The sequence below is a fragment of the Clostridium cochlearium genome (genome assembly GCF_900187165.1).
GTDB lineage: Bacteria > Bacillota > Clostridia > Clostridiales > Clostridiaceae > Clostridium_G > Clostridium_G cochlearium.
This window is the reverse complement of the sequence record NZ_LT906477.1, coordinates 1,688,674-1,705,931: the sequence shown is the minus strand read 5'-3', so window position 1 is coordinate 1,705,931 and position 17,258 is coordinate 1,688,674. Positions and strand designations below refer to the sequence as shown.

Sequence of the window (17,258 nt, the reverse complement as noted above, 5' to 3'; positions counted from 1 at the left end):
CCTATTCTAAATAGTCTGACAATAAATTATCTACTTTATCTTTCGTAACGTGACCATAAACTTTATCATTTATGGTTACAACAGGTGCTAAGCCACATGCACCTACACAACGTAAAACATCAAGTGTAAATTTATTATCCTTAGTAGTTTGTCCAACTTTTATATTTAATTTTTTTTCAAATTCCTCTACTACATCTCCAGCACCTCTAACAAAACAGGCAGTACCCATACATACACTTATAACATATTTCCCTTTTGGCTCTGTATTAAAGTAAGAATAAAATGTTATTATTCCATAAACTTTAGATACAGGAACTTGTAATTTTTCTGCAATATGAATTTGTACTTCTTTTGGAAGATATCCAAATATGTTTTGCGCCTTGTGAAGAACTGCTATTAGTGAACCATTTTTATTTTCAAGATTTTCAATAAAACTATCAAGTTCTTTAAATTTAGTTTTTACTAACTCATTTTTACAACACAAAGTTAAAACCTCCTTCTGCTAATAAAATAGACTATGATAAAGAATTTTAAAAATAATAGTAGTATTATTAAAAATATTTAGATATTTATATTGATTTTACCATTATAACGAATAAAATCAACATAAAATATTAAATATCCAATATATTTTTTAAGTTTTTAACGTTACCTCTACTAATTGGTATCTCTGTATTCTTATCATCTTTCATTACCAATTTATAAGTTCCATTAAACCAAGAAAATAGTTCTTTTATATTATCTAAATTAACTAAATAACTTCTATGAGCTCGAAAAAATTTGGTCTTTTTCTGTAATTTATTTAATGTGTAGTTAGTTATATATCTTTTATTATAGGTTTTAACATATATTTTATCTTTTTCTGTATAACAAAAATAAATTTGATTAAGAGGAATTAGTATGATTTTTCCACAGTACTCACAAGGGATTTTTTTCATTGAGTTTTCTTGTAATTGCAATTTATTTAATAATTTGTCTAAAATTTCAGGTATATGCTCATCAGGATTTTTGGGTTCTACTGCTTCTAATAGTCTATTTAGGGCTATATTTATTCTCTTTTCTTCAAAAGGTTTTAAAATATAATCTAATGCCTGAATTTCAAAAGCTTTTACTGCATATTCATCATATGCAGTAATAAATATTATTTCTATATTTTCATTAAAAGCTTTTATTTCTTTAGCTAAATCCATTCCATTTTTAGAGGGCATATTTATGTCTAAAAATACTGCTTGTGGATTTAATTTTGTTATAAGTTCTAGTCCTTTTATTGCATCCTGCGCTATTCCAACTACATTAATAAAATTGTAATTTTTAAGAATATAATTTAATTCATCTGCAGAAGGGATTTCATCTTCTATTATTATACAATTTATTTTACTCATACTTTCATCTCCTTAGGTATTGAAAAAGATATAGAGGTACCTTTATTAAGTTTACTTTTTATATTTAATTTATATTCTTCTCCAAATAGAAGTTTTAGTCTTTCATTAACATTACTTAATCCTATACCTGTGGAAAAAGAATGTATTTTTTTAAGATCAGTTTCCTTCATACCAATTCCATTATCTTTTACAATAAAGTTTAAATTGTCATTAGATGAGCAAGCCTCTATTGTAACAGTTCCACCAGATGGTTTAGGTAAAATTCCATGATTTATGGAGTTTTCTACTAAAGGTTGAAGTAGGAAAACAGGTATTTTATAATTTAATAAATCTTTAGGAAAATTTATATTTACTTTTAATCTTTCCCCAAAACGTGCATTTTCTATAGAAAGATAAGAATTCAAAAAATCATATTCTTCTTTAATTGTAATAAAATCTTCTTGTCTTTTCAAAGTTTGTCTAAAGTAACTAGATAAATTTAATATAAGCTCTCTTGCTTTAACAGGGTTTGTTCGGCAAAAAGAAGAAATGGTATTTAAAGCATTAAATAAAAAATGTGGATGTATTTGAGCTTTTAGTGCTTTAAATTCAGCTACATAAACTTCATTAGCTATTTTATTTAGTTTATAAAGCTTTAGTTGAGTAGATAGTAGGGTACTTAATTGTTTAACAAATAGTATAAAATATTTATCTACAAAAGTTTCAGATATTATCCTCAATCCAATTACTAATTCTAAGTTGTTTTCATCATAGATTGGAATAGCAAAAAATATATTTTCAATTGTTTCAGATGAAGGATCTATGTATTTAATTATTTTGTAATCAGGGCATTTATAGTAATCTTTTAATGAATTATTTAAGAGATTAAAATCTATATATTCACCATAATATGAGATAACTTCTTTAGTATCTGAAATAAAAACACTTTCATAAGAAGTGTTTTCCCAAATGATTTTTGCTATTTTTTTAGTATTGTCTTTATCAAAACCTTTTTTAAAATAATTTAAAGTTTTTTCAGCTATATTTAAAGCCTTTTGTGCTTCGGTAGCACCAATTCTATTATATTGTTCTAATGCATCTTTTGTAATATACACAAAAATTAAAACACCAACAGAATTCATAATTATCATAGGTAAAGCAAAAATTTTTTCTAATTGGAGAGCCTGATTAAAAGGTTTAGGTAAAACAAGTATAATTATCATTTCTAATATTTCTGCAATTATTGCAGTTATAAAAGCAAGTTTTGGATTAATTGCTTTAGATTTAGAATATTTTTGGCCTAAAGCACCACAAAGACCTTCTACTATTGTAGATATAGCACAGGCCAATGCTGTAAAACCACCTAAATAATATCTTTGAAAACCAGCTATAAGTCCTACACATATACCAACTAGAGGACCACCTAAGTAGCCAGCAGTTATAGCACCAATGGGACGGGTGTTAGCTATGGCATAGGGCTTCAAATCTATTAATGAAGATTTATTAAAACTAGCTGGAGCCATGGAGTCTATGCTAACCCCAGTATATGTACCTAATATAGATAAAAGACTGAAAAAGATTATTAAAGATAGTTTATTAAATCCTTTATCTAAGCAAAAAAGTTTTTTAGATATATAATGTTGATTAAAAATATAGGCAGATAAAGCTATTGTAGACATGCTACCTAAAAGTTGCATATATATCATATATATCATCCTCTCAAAAAAGTTACATAAATATTATACAATAAAAAACTAAAAATTAAGTGCAATTGGGCTTATATAAAATGCATTTGAACCTTTAATTTTGTCCTTTTAAGGATAACATGTATTATTTTAAAGTAATAATTATTAAAATTAGTATAAAGAACTTTTTAAAAGGTTTTCATATTAATCTTAATGGAAGGGGGATAATGATTAATGGTAACATTTATTTTATCTATTATTGCATTAATAGTTGGTTATTTTATTTATGGGACTGTTGTTGAAAAGGTTTTTGGTATTGATGAAAATCGGGAAACACCAGCAGTAAGACTTGAAGATGGTGTGGATTATGTGCCTATGCCAGAATGGAAAATATTTTTAGTACAATTTTTAAATATAGCAGGATTAGGACCTATATTTGGTGCTATATTGGGGGCCATGTTTGGACCAGCCGCATTTTTATGGATCGTATTTGGTTCCATATTTGCAGGAGGAGTTCACGATTATTTTTCAGGCATGCTTTCAGCAAGACACGATGGTGCAAGTGTACCTGAAATAGTAGGTAAATATTTAGGACAAGGGTTTAGAAATTTTATGAGAGTATTTTCAGTAATACTTTTAATATTAGTTGGTGTTGTATTTGTTATGGGTCCTGCGGATCTATTAGCGGGATTGACTCCAGAAAAGTTTGGTAGGAATTTCTGGCTTTATATTATTTTCTTCTATTATATATTAGCAACATTATTACCAGTAGATAAAATTATAGGAAAGATTTATCCTATATTTGGAATATGTTTATTGTTAATGGCTGTTGGTGTTGGAACAATGCTTATTGTAAAGGGGTATCCTATTCCAGAGGCTGTACCTTCAAATTTATACAATATGCATAGTAAGGCAAGTACCATGCCACTATTTCCAGTATTATTTGTAACTATTGCCTGTGGTGCTATTTCAGGATTCCATTCAACTCAGTCACCACTAATGGCTAGATGCATAACAAACGAAAGACAAGGGAGAAGAGTATTTTATGGATCAATGATTGCAGAAGGTATAGTTGCATTAATATGGGCAGCAGCAGCTATGAGTTTCTTTGCAGGTCCAGGTGGAACTAACGGGGTTGGAAAGTTTAATGAAATTATGGCTTCTAATGGAAATAATGCAGCTTGGGTAGTAAACGAAGTTTGTAATTCTTTATTGGGAAAAGTAGGAGGAGTACTTGCAATACTTGGAGTAGTTGCATGTCCTATAACTTCAGGAGATACAGCTTTTAGAAGTGCTAGATTAACTATAGCCGATTCATTAAAATATAAACAAGAGGATATTAAAAATAGATTATCCATAAGTATTCCTTTATTTATAATAGGATTTGCATTAACAAGAATAGATTTTAATATAATTTGGAGATATTTTGCTTGGTCTAATCAAGCATTAGCTACTGTATTGCTTTGGGCATCATCTGTATATCTAGTAACTATTAAAAAACCTCATTGGATTGCATCAATACCAGGAACATTTATGACCGCTGTAAGCGTAACTTATATAATGGTTGCACCAGAAGGATTTAAATTATCAACATCTATTGGATATCCAGTAGGTATAATATCAGCAATAGTAGTATTTGCAATATTTTTACTCAAAGCAAAAAAAGAAAAAAGAGAAATTCATGATTCAAAAACCGCTTAGGATATAATAAATTAGACTGCTAAAATAAAAAATTAGCAGTCTAATTTTTATGGAAATAAAAATGTATCCATACATTTGAACATATTTTCAAAAACCTTTATAATTGCAAATGTAAGTTAAATAAAGGGGGAAATGTTATGGAAAAAAGAACTGATATAAAATTAAAAACTTTACAAATGGTGTATGTAGCGTTAATGGTAGCAGCTACCTGTGCAGCCACAATGAGCATAAGAATACCTACAATAACAGGTGGGTATGTACATCCAGGGGATAGTATGGTGTTTTTATCAGCTGTTATATTAGGTAAAAGATATGGGGTAGTTGCAGCAGCATTTGGTATGGCACTAGCAGATGTTTTTTCAGGATATATGATATGGGCACCATTTACATTAGTAATAAAAGGGATAATGGCATATATAACTGCTAGAATAGCATATAGAAGTAATTATGATGGAAATAATATCAAAAATAATGTATTTGCATTTTTAGTAGCAGGTATATGGATGGTTATAGCTTACTATTTTACTAGTGTAGTAATAACAAGATTCATATATGTAGAAACTGCTACTTTAACAGAAAGTTTGCTTATAGCATTAAAAGGTGTGCCAGGTAATATAGCCCAATTTATAGTAGGAATTGTTATAGCATTACCTTTGATTAAAGGAATAAAGACCTATATAATGAACAACCTTTAGTCAATGAATAATTAACAATGAAGAATGAACAATTAAGGATGATTTTCTTCCACTACGTTATAGAAAATCTTAAATTTTGTTTTGTAGGCTCGTTTGCTTCGCTAAACATCGCTTGTTTTAGTGAAAAACTGCTTAATATATAAATAATATAATTAAAATTTTTTCGTAACGATAGTGGAGAAAAAATAACCACAATTTTTCATTCTTCATTGTTCATTAAATTAAGGTTGTTCATTAAATAAGGGGCTTGCAATTTTAAAACTAAAGTGGTATAATGTGAAACATAAATTGAATAAAGGTTCGGATGAAGATAATAGGAGAGAGGTCTTTAGACCCACCGAAGATGCAAAAATCTTTCAGGTACCATTGTTTTATGGCAGGGACTGTTATTGGACGAAACTCTGGAGAGACTCTTTTTTTATAAAAGAGCACCGAAGGAGCAAGTTGGAATATTCCAATGAAACTCTCAGGTAAAAGGACAGAGCGTAGAAGTGAAGTTTAAATCCAGAGGTCTACTTTTTGATGACCTCTTTATTTTTTTTATTGACATTTCTATTAAAACTCTGTCCCCATTAAAACAAATATTTAATAGGAGGATGGAACATGGAAAAGGCATTACAAATTTTTAACAAAATCGATTCATTGGTGTGGGGACCACCGCTTTTAGTTCTTCTTGTTGGTACAGGAATATATCTAAGTATAAGATTAGGATTTCTGCAAATCGGTAAACTCCCTTTAGCACTTAAATATTTATTTAAAAAAGGTGACGATGATAGTACAGGAGAAGGGGATGTAACTAGTTTCCAAGCTCTTTGTACAGCGCTTGCCGCAACTATAGGAACAGGAAATATAGTAGGGGTAGCAACAGCTATTAAAGCAGGAGGACCTGGTGCTATATTTTGGATGTGGGTAGCAGCTTTTTTTGGTATGGCAACAAAATATGCAGAAGGATTACTTGCGGTAAAATATAGAGTTACTGATAAGAATGGTCAAATGTCCGGTGGACCTATGTACTATATAGAAAGAGGTTTAGGCAAAAAGTGGCTTGCAAAGATGTTTGCTATATTTGGAATAGGAGTTGCTTTCTTTGGAATAGGAACTTTTGCTCAAATTAATGCTATATCTGAATCATTTAAAGACTCATTTGGAGTCCCAGTAGTAATAACAGGTATTATTATAACTATATTGGTAGCAGCAGTAACTCTTGGAGGAATTAATAGCATTGCAAAAGTTGCAGAAAAGATAGTACCATTTATGGCTATTTTATATGTTACAGCTTCAGTAATAATAATAGTAACTAATGCAAAATTAGTTCCAGCAGCGGTAGTTTTAATAATAAAAAGTGCTTTTAATCCTACAGCAGCTATGGGTGGTTTCTTAGGAGCTACAATTAAGCAAGCTATACAAAATGGTGTGGCTAGAGGAGTTTTCTCAAATGAATCTGGATTAGGAAGTGCACCTATTGCCTCAGCAGCTGCAAAAACAAAATCTTGTGTACGTCAAGGACTTATATCTATGACAGGAACTTTTATAGATACTATTGTAATATGTACAATGACAGGAATTACTTTAGTTTTAACTGGTATGTGGAAATCTGATTTAGCAGGAGCTGCTATGACTAATGCAGCATTTGTACAAGGAATGCCCTTACCAATACTCGGTAAATTAATAATAAGTATAGGATTAGCATTCTTTGCATTTACTACTATATTAGGATGGAATTATTATGGTGAAAGATGTACTGAATATTTATTTGGAATAAAAGGAATTAAACCATATAGATATACTTTTATAGCAATAGTAGCTATAGGAGGATTATCCATACTTAAATTAGATTTAATATGGGTTATAGCAGATATAGTAAATGGTCTTATGGCAATACCTAACTTAATAGGACTTATAGGATTAAGTGGAGTTGTAGTTAGTGAAACTAAAAAATATTTTAATAATATGAATGAAGAAGAAGTTGTAGAAGAAGCAAGAAGAGCTATTGCTAGATAATCATGAGATAATTTAAAAATGACTTATTTCAGAGGTGAGTAAGTATCCTTTGAAATAAGTCATTTTTATTAATATTAAACATGAAAATGAGGAAAAATATATATAAAAAACATATATAAATATGTTTAAATTAGGAGAAGTTACGAATAATAGAACAAAATAATAAAAAAATGTTGACTTTATTATATAAAAATGCTAATATTATTCTATAATAACGCGATCAATGTTCGTGTTTATAAAAATAGAAGGGATGGTAAACTCATGGAACAATTAAAAGAAAACAATTTCCAGGGTAATAAAAAACCGAAAGGAAATAAAAATAGTTTTTTGGAATCATTTTTTAATTTATCAAAAAATAATACAACAGTTAAAACAGAGGTTATAGCAGGAGTAACCACCTTTATAACAATGGCATATATAATATTTGTTAATCCATCAATATTAATGCAAGCAGGTATGAATATGCAAGGACTTTTAGGTGATGATGCTGTTAAAGCAGGAATTAATGCTTTAAATGATGGAATGGTAGCATCTGTATTTGCAGCTACATGTATATCAGCAGCTTTAGGAACTTTTATAATGGGATTCTACGCAAATCTACCTTTTGCTCAAGCACCAGGTATGGGATTAAATGCATTCTTTGCATTTAGTGTATGCTTGACATTAGGATATACTTGGCAACAAGGATTAGCAGCTGTGCTTATATCTGGTATTTTATTTATAATAATTACGTTAACATCTATTAGAGAGAAAATAGTAGACTCAATTCCTAAGAATTTAAAATTTGCAATATCAGCAGGAATTGGATTATTTATAGCACTTTTAGGATTTAAAAGCGGTGGAGTTATAGTTTCAAACCCAGCTACTTTAGTAAGTTTTGGGGATTTTACAAAGTCAAATGTAATATTAACTTTAATAGGTCTTACAATAACAGCTATTTTGATGGCAAGAGGAGTAAAAGCAGCTATATTAATAGGAATACTAGCTACTACAATTATAGGAATACCTATGGGAATAACTAATGTAGTTCCAATGTCTTCATTAGTAAGTATGCCACCATCACTTGCTCCAACATTTTTAAAGTTAGATTTGCCTGGACTTTTAAATGCAAGTGGTACAGGAATATTTAGTTCAATTTTAAATATATTTATGGTAATTATATCTTTCAGTTTAGTTGATATGTTTGATACTATAGGAACACTAGTTGGAACAGCACAAAAAGCTAATATGGTAGATGAAAATGGAAGACCACGCAATTTAAACAAAGCTCTTATGGCTGATGCCATTGCTACAAGTGTAGGTTCCCTTTTAGGTACAAGTACTGTTACTACTTATGTAGAATCTACAGCAGGAGTATCTCAGGGAGGAAGAACAGGACTTACTTCCGTGGTTACAGGAATAATGTTTTTATTAGCTATGTTCTTTAGCGGATTAGTTGGTATAGTTCCAGCAGAAGCTACAGCACCAGCTCTTATTATAGTAGGAGTTCTTATGATGGGGGCAGTAACTAATATAGATTTTTCAGATTTTACAGAAGCTCTACCAGCATTCTTTACTATAGCTATAATGCCATTTACCTCAAGTATTGCAAATGGTATAGCTGCTGGATTAATATTTTATCCAATAGTAAAATTAGCAACAGGAAGAAGAAAAGAAATTCATCCAATTGTTTATGTTCTAGCAATCTTATTTATAATAAGATTTACAATACTCCCTAAATAAAATAACTATAAACGCAAAAAGAGCTGTCGCATTAAGAATAAATACTACAATTATTTCTTAGTGCGATAGCCTTTTTTTATAATATAAAATTGATTTAATATCTAGATTATAATAAAATTTAAAATAGAGATATGTAACATAAGTTACGTATAAAATAAATAGAAAACTGCTGAGAAAATTAATTCTCAACAGTCTTAATATTATTTACCAGGCTTTGGTGAGGTAGTTGATTGATTTTGTTGTTGATTTTGCTGCTGTTGCTGGTTTTGAGCCATATTTTGTTGTTGAGCATTTGGAGCCATGTTTGTAACCATTTCAGGTATTTTATCGATTAATTGACCCATATTACCTTTACCATTTACAGGTAACATGGATACAGAGTCTTTATCAATAACTACTACAGCATTAGTTGTGACTCTAGCACCTAAGCCAACATTAGGATCAGTATTTGAAGAATTAGAATTAGATTGTGCATTTTTTGCATTACTTGTTGCACTACCGTATCCTAAACCTACTGAAACTATGGGAACTAAAGTTTTATCCTCTACAACAAGAGGTTTTCCCATAACGCTTTCGGTTTTAACAAAGTCCTGTAATCCTGAAAACAGAGCATTCATGTTTTGTGTAAAATTTACATTTTGACTCATTTTTTAAAAATCCTCCTTTATTTATTTTCATAAGAAATTTGTTTATTATAATTTTTTTTGTTTATAGTTAATAATTTAATGATAGATAAAGGCTTGAACTTCATTATTGTAGTTATATCAAAATAGTCGTAATCCATACTAAAGTCTGGATTATTATGGAATACATCAAAATTTATATATTGAGATAGTAAATTTATAATGCCATAAGTGACTCCTGTATTAGAGGGATCGCTAAAACCATAAGAAGTCTTAATTTCTGCATAACTAGGTTTTAATTCTTTCAGCATATAAAACGAATTTTTAATGTTTCCATTATTTTTAATAGGTTTTTTATAAATTTTTTTATTAAAAAAATATATATCAAGGTATATATCCCCATTATTTGATATAATATTACCTTTGATAAAGGGGTATAACCATGAAAACAAAATATTAAAATTTGGAATATCATAAGAATTAAAATTTCCTATAACCTTAATAGGATAAATATTTAATAATAATAAAAATATTAAAATAACTATTAATAAAAATAAAAGTACATACATAAACAAACATCTCCAATTTATTTAATAAGGTTTGCTTTTATAGTTTATGTTTATTTACTATAAATATTTGTTGTAAAGATTGTATAAAAAGTTAAAAGGGAGATTTAATCAAATGTTTATCCATGATTATGTATTATTAGTCATTAAATTTGAATTAAATAAAATTTTAGGAGAGGATATATAAATGGATAAAATAAATATATTAGAAAATAGTATCATATTTAAGGATATGGAGCAAAAGGATATAATAAGAATATTGGATAGTATAAATTATACTGTGAAATTTTTTCATAAAGATGAGAATATAGCAATAGAAGAAGATCCTTGTAATAGCTTAGGTATAATAATTAATGGTAATGTAGAGATTCAAAAAATATTTGCATCTGGAAAAGCTATAACTATAGATAGGCTAAAGTGTGGAAATATTTTTGGGGAAGTTATAATATTTTCCAATATGAGAAAATATCCAGCTACAATTACAGCAGTAAGAGAAACATCAGTGATGTTCATATCTAGAGAAGAAATACTTAAATTATGCAGTTTAAATAGCAAATTTTTAAATAATTTTATGGGACTTTTATCAAATAAAATATTAATGCTCAATAAAAAGGTTAAAAACTTATCTTACAATAGTATAAGGCAAAAGATAAGTAGCTATTTATTAGAAGAGTATAATAAAATAGGAAGTTTAAATTTAAAACTTAATATTTCTAGAAAAGAAATGGCAGAACTTTTAGGTGTACCTAGACCTTCTTTATCTAGAGAAATGATTAAAATGAAAGAGGAAGGATTAATAGATTTTAATAAAAATGTAATAAAAATATTGGATGAAGAGGCTTTAGAAGATGTTTTAATATAAAGACAAAGAGGAAGATGTATAATGATATATGCATCTTCCCTAGTTCTACTCTATTCTTACTTTAGAAGGTAATAATTTTTTAAAAGCATCAAAGGAAGACAAATTAAAATTCATACGTTTAATTTCACCATCTTCATTATAAATTAATACAGTTCTAGCTATATTATCATCAGTATAAAATTCTACTATATTATTTAAATCTATTGAATACTTTCCTAAATAAACAAATAATTTATCTAAAAAATTTAAATTATTATCTTCTATCCATACTAAAAGATTTCTATACTCCGGTAATTTATTTTTTTCAATACTCTTTTTATATTTAGCAGAAGACTTTTGAAAGTCTTTTAAGTAATTATTTACAAACATTTTACCTTTGATTTTCAAGAATTCTAAAAGCTCATCTAAATGAGAAAAATTTTTACTTTGCTTTATATTATTTACAGCATAAAAAAAAGATTTTCTAACCTTATAATGTTTGTCTAAACAATCCTTTAAAGTAGTTTTTTTATAATCATACAAAAGTGATAAGTCAAAATTCTCCAATTCACTATTATATAAATTATCTAAAAAAATATTACCTTCTAGATAGCATAAATTTAAGGCATTTAAAGGTGCATAACATTCATTGAATTCATCTCTATATTTATTAATAATTTCTTCTATATCGTTCATAGTTTTTTTATCCACTTTTTTATTAAAGAAAAGCATTCAACCAACTCCTTGTAGAATTTATTTATAATTTTATCATAAATAAAGGTTTTGTGAAGTAAATTTTTTATTTTACGAACAATAACTATAAGTTTTAAGAAAATAACATAGATATATGCGAATGATTTAATAAAAAATCATATAAATGTTATTGAAAATAGAATAATACTGTGATACTATAAAAATAGGATATATTATAAATATACGGAGGGATAATTATGAAAGTTGCTATAATATTTGGCAGTAAATCCGATAAAGAAGTTATGAGTGGAGCTGCAAAAGCATTAAAAGAATTTGATATTGAATACAAAGCATATATACTTTCAGCCCATAGAGTACCGGAAAAATTAGATGAAACTTTAAAAAAATTAGAACAAGACAATTACGAATGTATAATAGCAGGTGCAGGACTTGCTGCCCATCTTCCTGGAGTTATAGCATCTAAAACTATAATTCCAGTCATAGGAGTTCCTATCAACGCTTCATTAAATGGTATGGATGCATTACTTTCCATAGTTCAGATGCCAAAATCTATACCAGTAGCAACTGTAGGTATAAATAATGGCTACAACGCTGGTATGTTAGCAGTTCAAATTTTATCATTAAAATATGAAGATTTAAAAATTAAAATGCTTAATTATAGAACAAATATGAAAAAAAAATTTATTGATGAAAATGAAGAAGGTATAATATTATAAAATAAAAAGATAAAAATTTAATGGATGATAGGTGAGATTATGGAATGTAATAATATTAAAGAAGATAAATTTAAAGACGAATGTGGAGTTTTTGGAATATTTACTGGTGAAGAAAAGGAAATAGGGATAATAAATTATTATGGATTATTTGCATTACAACATAGAGGACAAGAAAGTGCGGGAATGGTAGTATCTAATGGAGAAAAATTAATATTACATAAAAAAACAGGACTTGTTGGAGATGTATTTAATTACGATAAGTTAAATAAGCTTAAGGGAATATGTGGTATAGGCCATGTAAAATATTCAAGTTGTAAAAATGGAGATTTAGATAATGTTCAACCAATACTTGGAAAATCTAAACTAGGATCTATTGCTGTAGCTCACAATGGAAGCTTAGTGAATGCAAAAATAATAAAAGAGCTTTTAGAAGAGGCAGGAATTGTTTTTCAGACTAGTGTAGAATCAGAAGTGGTATTAAATTTAATATCTAGATCAAACAAAAAACATATAGAAGATGCTTTAATTGAAGCACTTCAAAGCATAAAAGGATCTTATGCAATGCTTTTAATGACCCAGGACAAATTAATTGGGCTAAGGGATCCTAAAGGAATAAGACCACTTTGCATAGGAAAACTTGAAGATAGTTATGTTATTTCCTCTGAAAGTTGTGCTATAAATGCTATAGGTGGGGAGTTTATAAGAGATGTAGAACCAGGAGAAATGGTAGTTGTAGATAAAGATGGATTAAAGAGTTTAAGATTTGCAGAAAAGACAAGAGGAAGTATATGTGCTTTTGAATATATATATTTTGCAAGACCAGATAGTAATATTGACAATATAAGCGTTTATGAATACAGAGTTAAATCTGGAGAAGAACTTTATAAAGAGTGTCCTGCTGAAGCAGACATTGTAGTAGGGGTTCCGGATTCAGGAATACCTGCTGCTATAGGATATTCAAAGGCTTCAGGAATTCCTTATGGCATAGGTTTTATAAAAAATAAATATATAGGAAGAAGTTTTATACAACCTTCACAAGAAATGAGAGAAAGAGCAGTTTTGGTAAAATTAAATCCATTAAAATATAATGTTGAAGGAAAAAGAGTTGTAATTATAGATGATTCTATAGTAAGAGGAACTACTAGTAAAAAACTTATAAGTTCCCTAAGACGAGCAGGAGCAAAGGAAGTTCATTTTAGAGTAGCATCACCAATGGTTAAATTTCCTTGCTATTTAGGTATTGATACACCTAACAAAGAAGATTTAATGGCATCTAATTACAATTTAGAAGAAATAAGAGAAATGATAGGCGCAGATAGTGTAGGTTATTTAAGTATTAAAGGACTTACAAAAGCTTTAGAATGTAAAGATTGTAAAAAAGAATTTTGCTTAGGATGTTTTAGTGGAGAATATCCAGTATCAATACCTAGGGAATAAATTTAGGAGGAGATAGTGATGGCAACATATAAAGATGCAGGGGTAAACATAGAAGAGGGATATAAATCAGTAAGTTTAATGAAGAAACATGTAGAAAAAACTTTTAATAAAGGTGTGCTAAATGGTATAGGCAGTTTTGCAGCTATGTATGAGCTTGGAAAATATAAAAATCCTGTACTAGTATCAGGTACTGATGGAGTTGGTACTAAATTAAAAATAGCTTTTGAGTTAGAAAAGTATGATACTATAGGAATCGATTGTGTGGCAATGTGTGTAAATGATATATTGTGTCATGGAGCTCAACCTATATTTTTCTTAGATTATATGGCATGTGGAAAATTAAAAGGTGAAGTAGCAGCGGATATAGTAAAGGGCGTTAGTGATGGATGTTTAAGAGCAGGATGTTCTTTAATAGGTGGAGAAACTGCAGAAATGCCTGGATTTTATAAAGAAGGAGAATACGATATTGCAGGCTTTGCTGTAGGAGTTGTAGAAAAAGAAAATATTGTAAATGGACAAGATATAAAAGAAGGGGATGTTTTAATAGGAATTGCATCTTCAGGAGTCCATAGTAATGGATATTCTTTAGTTAGAAATGTTATAAAGGATTTTAAGGAAGAGTTTAATGGGAAATTTATAGGAGAAGAACTTTTAACTCCCACTAAAATATATGTAAAACCAGTATTGGAATTATTAAAAAATTATCCAATAAAGGGAATGGCTCATATAACTGGAGGAGGGTTTTATGAAAATATTCCAAGAATGTTTAAAGATGATTTAAATGCAGTAATAAATAAAAATTCATTCCCAAGACCTGATATATTTAAGTATATAATTTCAAAGGGCGTAGAAGAAGAGCATATGTTTAATGTATTTAATATGGGTATAGGCTTTGTAATATGTGTAGATCCTTCCTATGAACAAAAGGTTATAGAAAAATTAATTGAGCAAGGTGAAAAAGCTTATAAAATAGGACATATAGAAAAAGGAGAAAGAAAAGTTATCATAAAATAGTTTAAACAAAAGGGAGTAAAGAAGGGATAGAGTGCATATGGCAGAAGGCTTTAAAATTGCAGTATTGGTGTCAGGAGGGGGAACAAACCTACAAAGTATTATAGATAATATAAAACAAGGTAATTTAAATTGTACTATAGATATGGTAATAAGTGATAGACGGGGAGCTTATGCTCTAAAAAGAGCCCAAGAAAATAATATAAAAACTTACATAGTAGATAGAAAAGAACAAGGTAAAAAACTATCCTCTAAAATATTAAATCTTGTAGAAGGTAAAGTAGACTTAATAGTTCTTGCAGGATGGCTTTCTATATTAGAAGGAGATATTTTAAAAGTATTTAAAGATAGAATAATAAATATTCATCCTTCATTATTGCCATCTTTTGGAGGCAAAGGAATGTTTGGCATAAAGGTTCACGAAGAAGCTATAAAATACGGTGTAAGATTTTCAGGTTGCACTGTGCATATTGTAGATGGTGGTACAGATACGGGGCCTATAATATGCCAAAAGATAGTTCAAGTACATGAAGATGATGATGCAAAAGCTCTTCAAGAAAGAGTATTAATAGAAGAGCATAAAGCTTTATCAGAAACTATAAAACTTTTTATAGATAGTAAAATAGCTATAGAAGGAAGAAAAGTTAGAATTCATAAGTAAGGGGGACATAAACTTGATTAAGAGAGCTTTAATAAGTGTATACAATAAAGAAGGTATATTAGAGTTTGCTAGATTTTTAGAAAAAAATAATGTGGAAATAATATCCACAGGGGGAACTTACAAACATCTAAAAGACAATGGGGTAAAGGTAACAGAAGTATCTCAAATAACCAATTTTGATGAGATATTAGATGGAAGAGTAAAAACCCTACATCCAGTTATTCATGGTGGAATACTAGCTATAAGAGATAACAAAGAGCATATGGATACAATCAAAAATAAAAATATAGCACCTATAGATATGGTTGTAGTAAATTTATATCCTTTCTTTGAAAAAATAGGACAAGGTTTATCTCTAGAAGAACAAATAGAATTTATAGATATAGGTGGACCTACAATGATAAGGGCAGCGGCTAAAAACTTTAAAGATGTATTAGTAATTACAGATCCTAAGGATTATAAAAATATAGAAGAAAAGTTAGAAAAAGAAGGAAAAGTGGATTTTAATACTAGAAAGACTTTAGCAGGAAAAGTATTTAATTTAATGTCAGCTTATGATGGAGCTATAAGTAAATTTTTGTTAGAAGAAGAATATCCAGAATATCTTTCATTAAGTTATAAAAAAGATAAGGATTTAAGATATGGAGAAAATCCTCATCAAACAGCAGCTTTTTATACTTCTCTTACAGAAGGTGGAGCTTTTAAGGATTTTGAAAAATTAAATGGAAAAGATCTTTCTTATAATAATATAAAAGATATGGATGTTGCTTGGAAGGTTGTGGGAGAGTTTGAGGAAATAGCATGTTGTGCATTGAAGCATAATTCACCTTGTGGTGTAGCTATAGGAAATACTTTATGTGAAGCCTATAAAAAAGCCTATGAATGCGATCCAGTATCTATATTTGGAGGAATAGTTGCTTTTAATAGAAAAGTTGATAAGGAAACTGCAAGGGAACTTGTTAAAATATTTTTAGAGGTAATAATAGCCCCAGACTATGATGATGATGCTTTAGAAATATTAAAAGCAAAGAAAAATTTAAGAATTATAAAGTGTAATACTAAACCCTCAGATAAAATTGAGGTTTGCAAAGTAGATGGAGGCATATTAGTTCAAAGCACAGATAATACTCTTATAAAAGATATAGATGTAGTAACAGCAAAAAAACCAACAGAAGAAGAAATGGAAAATATGATTTTTGCCATGAAAGTTGTTAAATATGTAAAGTCTAATGCTATAGTAGTTGTTAAAGATAAGAAAGCTATAGGAATTGCTGGAGGACAAGTAAATAGAATATGGGCGGCATGTCAGGCGTTAGAAAGAGGTAATGGCTCAGTAGTTTTAGCTTCAGATGCCTTTTTCCCTTTTGATGATGTAGTTAAAAAAGCTTCAGAATATGGAATAAAAGCTATAATTCAACCAGGGGGATCTATTAGAGATAAGGACTCTATAGAAGAATGCAATAGAAATGAAATATCCATGGTATTTACAGGAATTAGACATTTTAAGCATTAATTGAATAAAAG

At 28.8% G+C, this 17,258-nt stretch carries 16 protein-coding genes and 1 riboswitch; of the genes, 10 read left to right on the top strand and 6 right to left on the bottom strand.

The features are described 5' to 3' along the window. Window position 1 precedes the first annotated feature (1 nt). The 3 genes from nuoE to CKV72_RS08370 form a co-directional block, all read right to left on the bottom strand. The gene (gene nuoE, locus CKV72_RS08380; RefSeq protein WP_089864015.1) at window positions 2–484 is read right to left on the bottom strand and encodes an NADH-quinone oxidoreductase subunit NuoE; all 483 of its coding nucleotides are present in this window, start codon (window positions 482–484) and stop codon (window positions 2–4) included. 130 nt (window positions 485–614) lie between these two features. Then, window positions 615–1,382 carry a LytR/AlgR family response regulator transcription factor gene (locus CKV72_RS08375; RefSeq protein WP_089864017.1) on the bottom strand — a complete coding sequence of 256 codons (768 nt, stop codon included), beginning with the start codon at window positions 1,380–1,382 and terminating at the stop codon, window positions 615–617. Then, the gene (locus CKV72_RS08370; protein ID WP_169712364.1) at window positions 1,379–3,067 is read right to left on the bottom strand and encodes a LytS/YhcK type 5TM receptor domain-containing protein; all 1,689 of its coding nucleotides are present in this window, start codon (window positions 3,065–3,067) and stop codon (window positions 1,379–1,381) included. The genes CKV72_RS08375 and CKV72_RS08370 overlap by 4 nt, the downstream gene beginning before the upstream one ends. 213 nt (window positions 3,068–3,280) lie before the next feature. Here CKV72_RS08370 and CKV72_RS08365 point away from each other — a divergent pair, with 213 nt between their 5' ends. From CKV72_RS08365 to CKV72_RS08350, 4 genes are all read left to right on the top strand, one after another. Beyond that, a complete protein-coding gene (locus tag CKV72_RS08365) occupies window positions 3,281–4,747 on the top strand; it encodes a carbon starvation CstA family protein (RefSeq protein ID WP_089864021.1) in 1,467 nt (488 codons plus the stop codon). 137 nt (window positions 4,748–4,884) lie between these two features. Next, complete coding sequence (locus CKV72_RS08360) at window positions 4,885–5,442, top strand: ECF transporter S component (RefSeq protein WP_089864023.1); 558 nt, start codon at window positions 4,885–4,887, stop codon at window positions 5,440–5,442. Window positions 5,443–5,833: 391 nt separating this feature from the next. Beyond that, window positions 5,834–5,934, top strand: a riboswitch (glycine riboswitch). Between the two features lie 111 nt (window positions 5,935–6,045). After that, window positions 6,046–7,443 (top strand): alanine/glycine:cation symporter family protein, encoded by a 1,398-nt coding sequence (locus tag CKV72_RS08355; protein WP_095178024.1) that lies wholly within the window; start codon window positions 6,046–6,048, stop codon window positions 7,441–7,443. A gap of 261 nt (window positions 7,444–7,704) precedes the next feature. After that, window positions 7,705–9,165 (top strand): NCS2 family permease, encoded by a 1,461-nt coding sequence (locus CKV72_RS08350; protein ID WP_089864027.1) that lies wholly within the window; start codon window positions 7,705–7,707, stop codon window positions 9,163–9,165. Window positions 9,166–9,365: 200 nt separating this feature from the next. Here CKV72_RS08350 and CKV72_RS08345 read toward each other — a convergent pair whose 3' ends face one another. Further along, window positions 9,366–9,812 (bottom strand): GerW family sporulation protein, encoded by a 447-nt coding sequence (locus CKV72_RS08345; protein ID WP_095178023.1) that lies wholly within the window; start codon window positions 9,810–9,812, stop codon window positions 9,366–9,368. A 17-nt stretch (window positions 9,813–9,829) separates the two neighbouring features. Continuing rightward, on the bottom strand, window positions 9,830–10,099 hold the full coding sequence (locus tag CKV72_RS12230; protein WP_147269570.1) for a hypothetical protein: 270 nt from the start codon (window positions 10,097–10,099) through the stop codon (window positions 9,830–9,832). 442 nt (window positions 10,100–10,541) lie between these two features. On the opposite strand from CKV72_RS12230, the gene CKV72_RS08335 reads away from it, so the two are divergent. Beyond that, window positions 10,542–11,216 (top strand): Crp/Fnr family transcriptional regulator, encoded by a 675-nt coding sequence (locus CKV72_RS08335; protein ID WP_089864029.1) that lies wholly within the window; start codon window positions 10,542–10,544, stop codon window positions 11,214–11,216. A 45-nt stretch (window positions 11,217–11,261) separates the two neighbouring features. On the opposite strand, the gene CKV72_RS08330 is transcribed toward CKV72_RS08335, so the two are convergent. After that, window positions 11,262–11,927: a hypothetical protein gene (locus CKV72_RS08330; RefSeq protein ID WP_095178021.1), complete on the bottom strand. Its 666-nt coding sequence runs from the start codon at window positions 11,925–11,927 to the stop codon at window positions 11,262–11,264. 218 nt (window positions 11,928–12,145) lie between these two features. Between CKV72_RS08330 and purE the strand changes: the two genes are divergently transcribed. From purE to purH, 5 genes are read left to right on the top strand one after another with little or no spacing between them, the layout of a single operon-like run. Next, window positions 12,146–12,625, top strand: coding sequence for a 5-(carboxyamino)imidazole ribonucleotide mutase (purE, locus tag CKV72_RS08325; protein WP_095178020.1), 480 nt, complete (start codon window positions 12,146–12,148; stop codon window positions 12,623–12,625). A gap of 39 nt (window positions 12,626–12,664) precedes the next feature. Next, a complete protein-coding gene (purF, locus tag CKV72_RS08320; protein ID WP_095178019.1) occupies window positions 12,665–14,062 on the top strand; it encodes an amidophosphoribosyltransferase in 1,398 nt (465 codons plus the stop codon). Window positions 14,063–14,080: 18 nt separating this feature from the next. Further along, window positions 14,081–15,076 carry a phosphoribosylformylglycinamidine cyclo-ligase gene (gene purM, locus CKV72_RS08315; protein WP_095178018.1) on the top strand — a complete coding sequence of 332 codons (996 nt, stop codon included), beginning with the start codon at window positions 14,081–14,083 and terminating at the stop codon, window positions 15,074–15,076. Between the two features lie 37 nt (window positions 15,077–15,113). Next, window positions 15,114–15,734, top strand: coding sequence for a phosphoribosylglycinamide formyltransferase (purN, locus tag CKV72_RS08310; RefSeq protein WP_089867714.1), 621 nt, complete (start codon window positions 15,114–15,116; stop codon window positions 15,732–15,734). A gap of 13 nt (window positions 15,735–15,747) precedes the next feature. Next, entirely contained in the window at window positions 15,748–17,247 is a 1,500-nt protein-coding gene (purH, locus tag CKV72_RS08305) for a bifunctional phosphoribosylaminoimidazolecarboxamide formyltransferase/IMP cyclohydrolase (RefSeq protein WP_095178017.1), read from the top strand. The last annotated feature ends 11 nt before the right edge of the window (window positions 17,248–17,258 follow it).

Bases quoted from the DNA above. Each gene is read 5' to 3' on its own strand.
- CKV72_RS08375 (WP_089864017.1), bottom strand. From the start codon at position 1,382: ATGAGTAAAATAAATTGTATAATAATAGAAGATGAAATCCCTTCTGCA.
- CKV72_RS08370 (WP_169712364.1), bottom strand. From the start codon at position 3,067: ATGATATATATGCAACTTTTAGGTAGCATGTCTACAATAGCTTTATCT.
- CKV72_RS08365 (WP_089864021.1), top strand. From the start codon at position 3,281: ATGGTAACATTTATTTTATCTATTATTGCATTAATAGTTGGTTATTTT.
- CKV72_RS08360 (WP_089864023.1), top strand. From the start codon at position 4,885: ATGGAAAAAAGAACTGATATAAAATTAAAAACTTTACAAATGGTGTAT.
- CKV72_RS08355 (WP_095178024.1), top strand. From the start codon at position 6,046: ATGGAAAAGGCATTACAAATTTTTAACAAAATCGATTCATTGGTGTGG.
- CKV72_RS08350 (WP_089864027.1), top strand. From the start codon at position 7,705: ATGGAACAATTAAAAGAAAACAATTTCCAGGGTAATAAAAAACCGAAA.
- CKV72_RS08345 (WP_095178023.1), bottom strand. From the start codon at position 9,812: ATGAGTCAAAATGTAAATTTTACACAAAACATGAATGCTCTGTTTTCA.
- CKV72_RS12230 (WP_147269570.1), bottom strand. From the start codon at position 10,099: ATGCTGAAAGAATTAAAACCTAGTTATGCAGAAATTAAGACTTCTTAT.
- CKV72_RS08335 (WP_089864029.1), top strand. From the start codon at position 10,542: ATGGATAAAATAAATATATTAGAAAATAGTATCATATTTAAGGATATG.
- CKV72_RS08330 (WP_095178021.1), bottom strand. From the start codon at position 11,927: ATGCTTTTCTTTAATAAAAAAGTGGATAAAAAAACTATGAACGATATA.
- purE (WP_095178020.1), top strand. From the start codon at position 12,146: ATGAAAGTTGCTATAATATTTGGCAGTAAATCCGATAAAGAAGTTATG.
- purF (WP_095178019.1), top strand. From the start codon at position 12,665: ATGGAATGTAATAATATTAAAGAAGATAAATTTAAAGACGAATGTGGA.
- purM (WP_095178018.1), top strand. From the start codon at position 14,081: ATGGCAACATATAAAGATGCAGGGGTAAACATAGAAGAGGGATATAAA.
- purN (WP_089867714.1), top strand. From the start codon at position 15,114: ATGGCAGAAGGCTTTAAAATTGCAGTATTGGTGTCAGGAGGGGGAACA.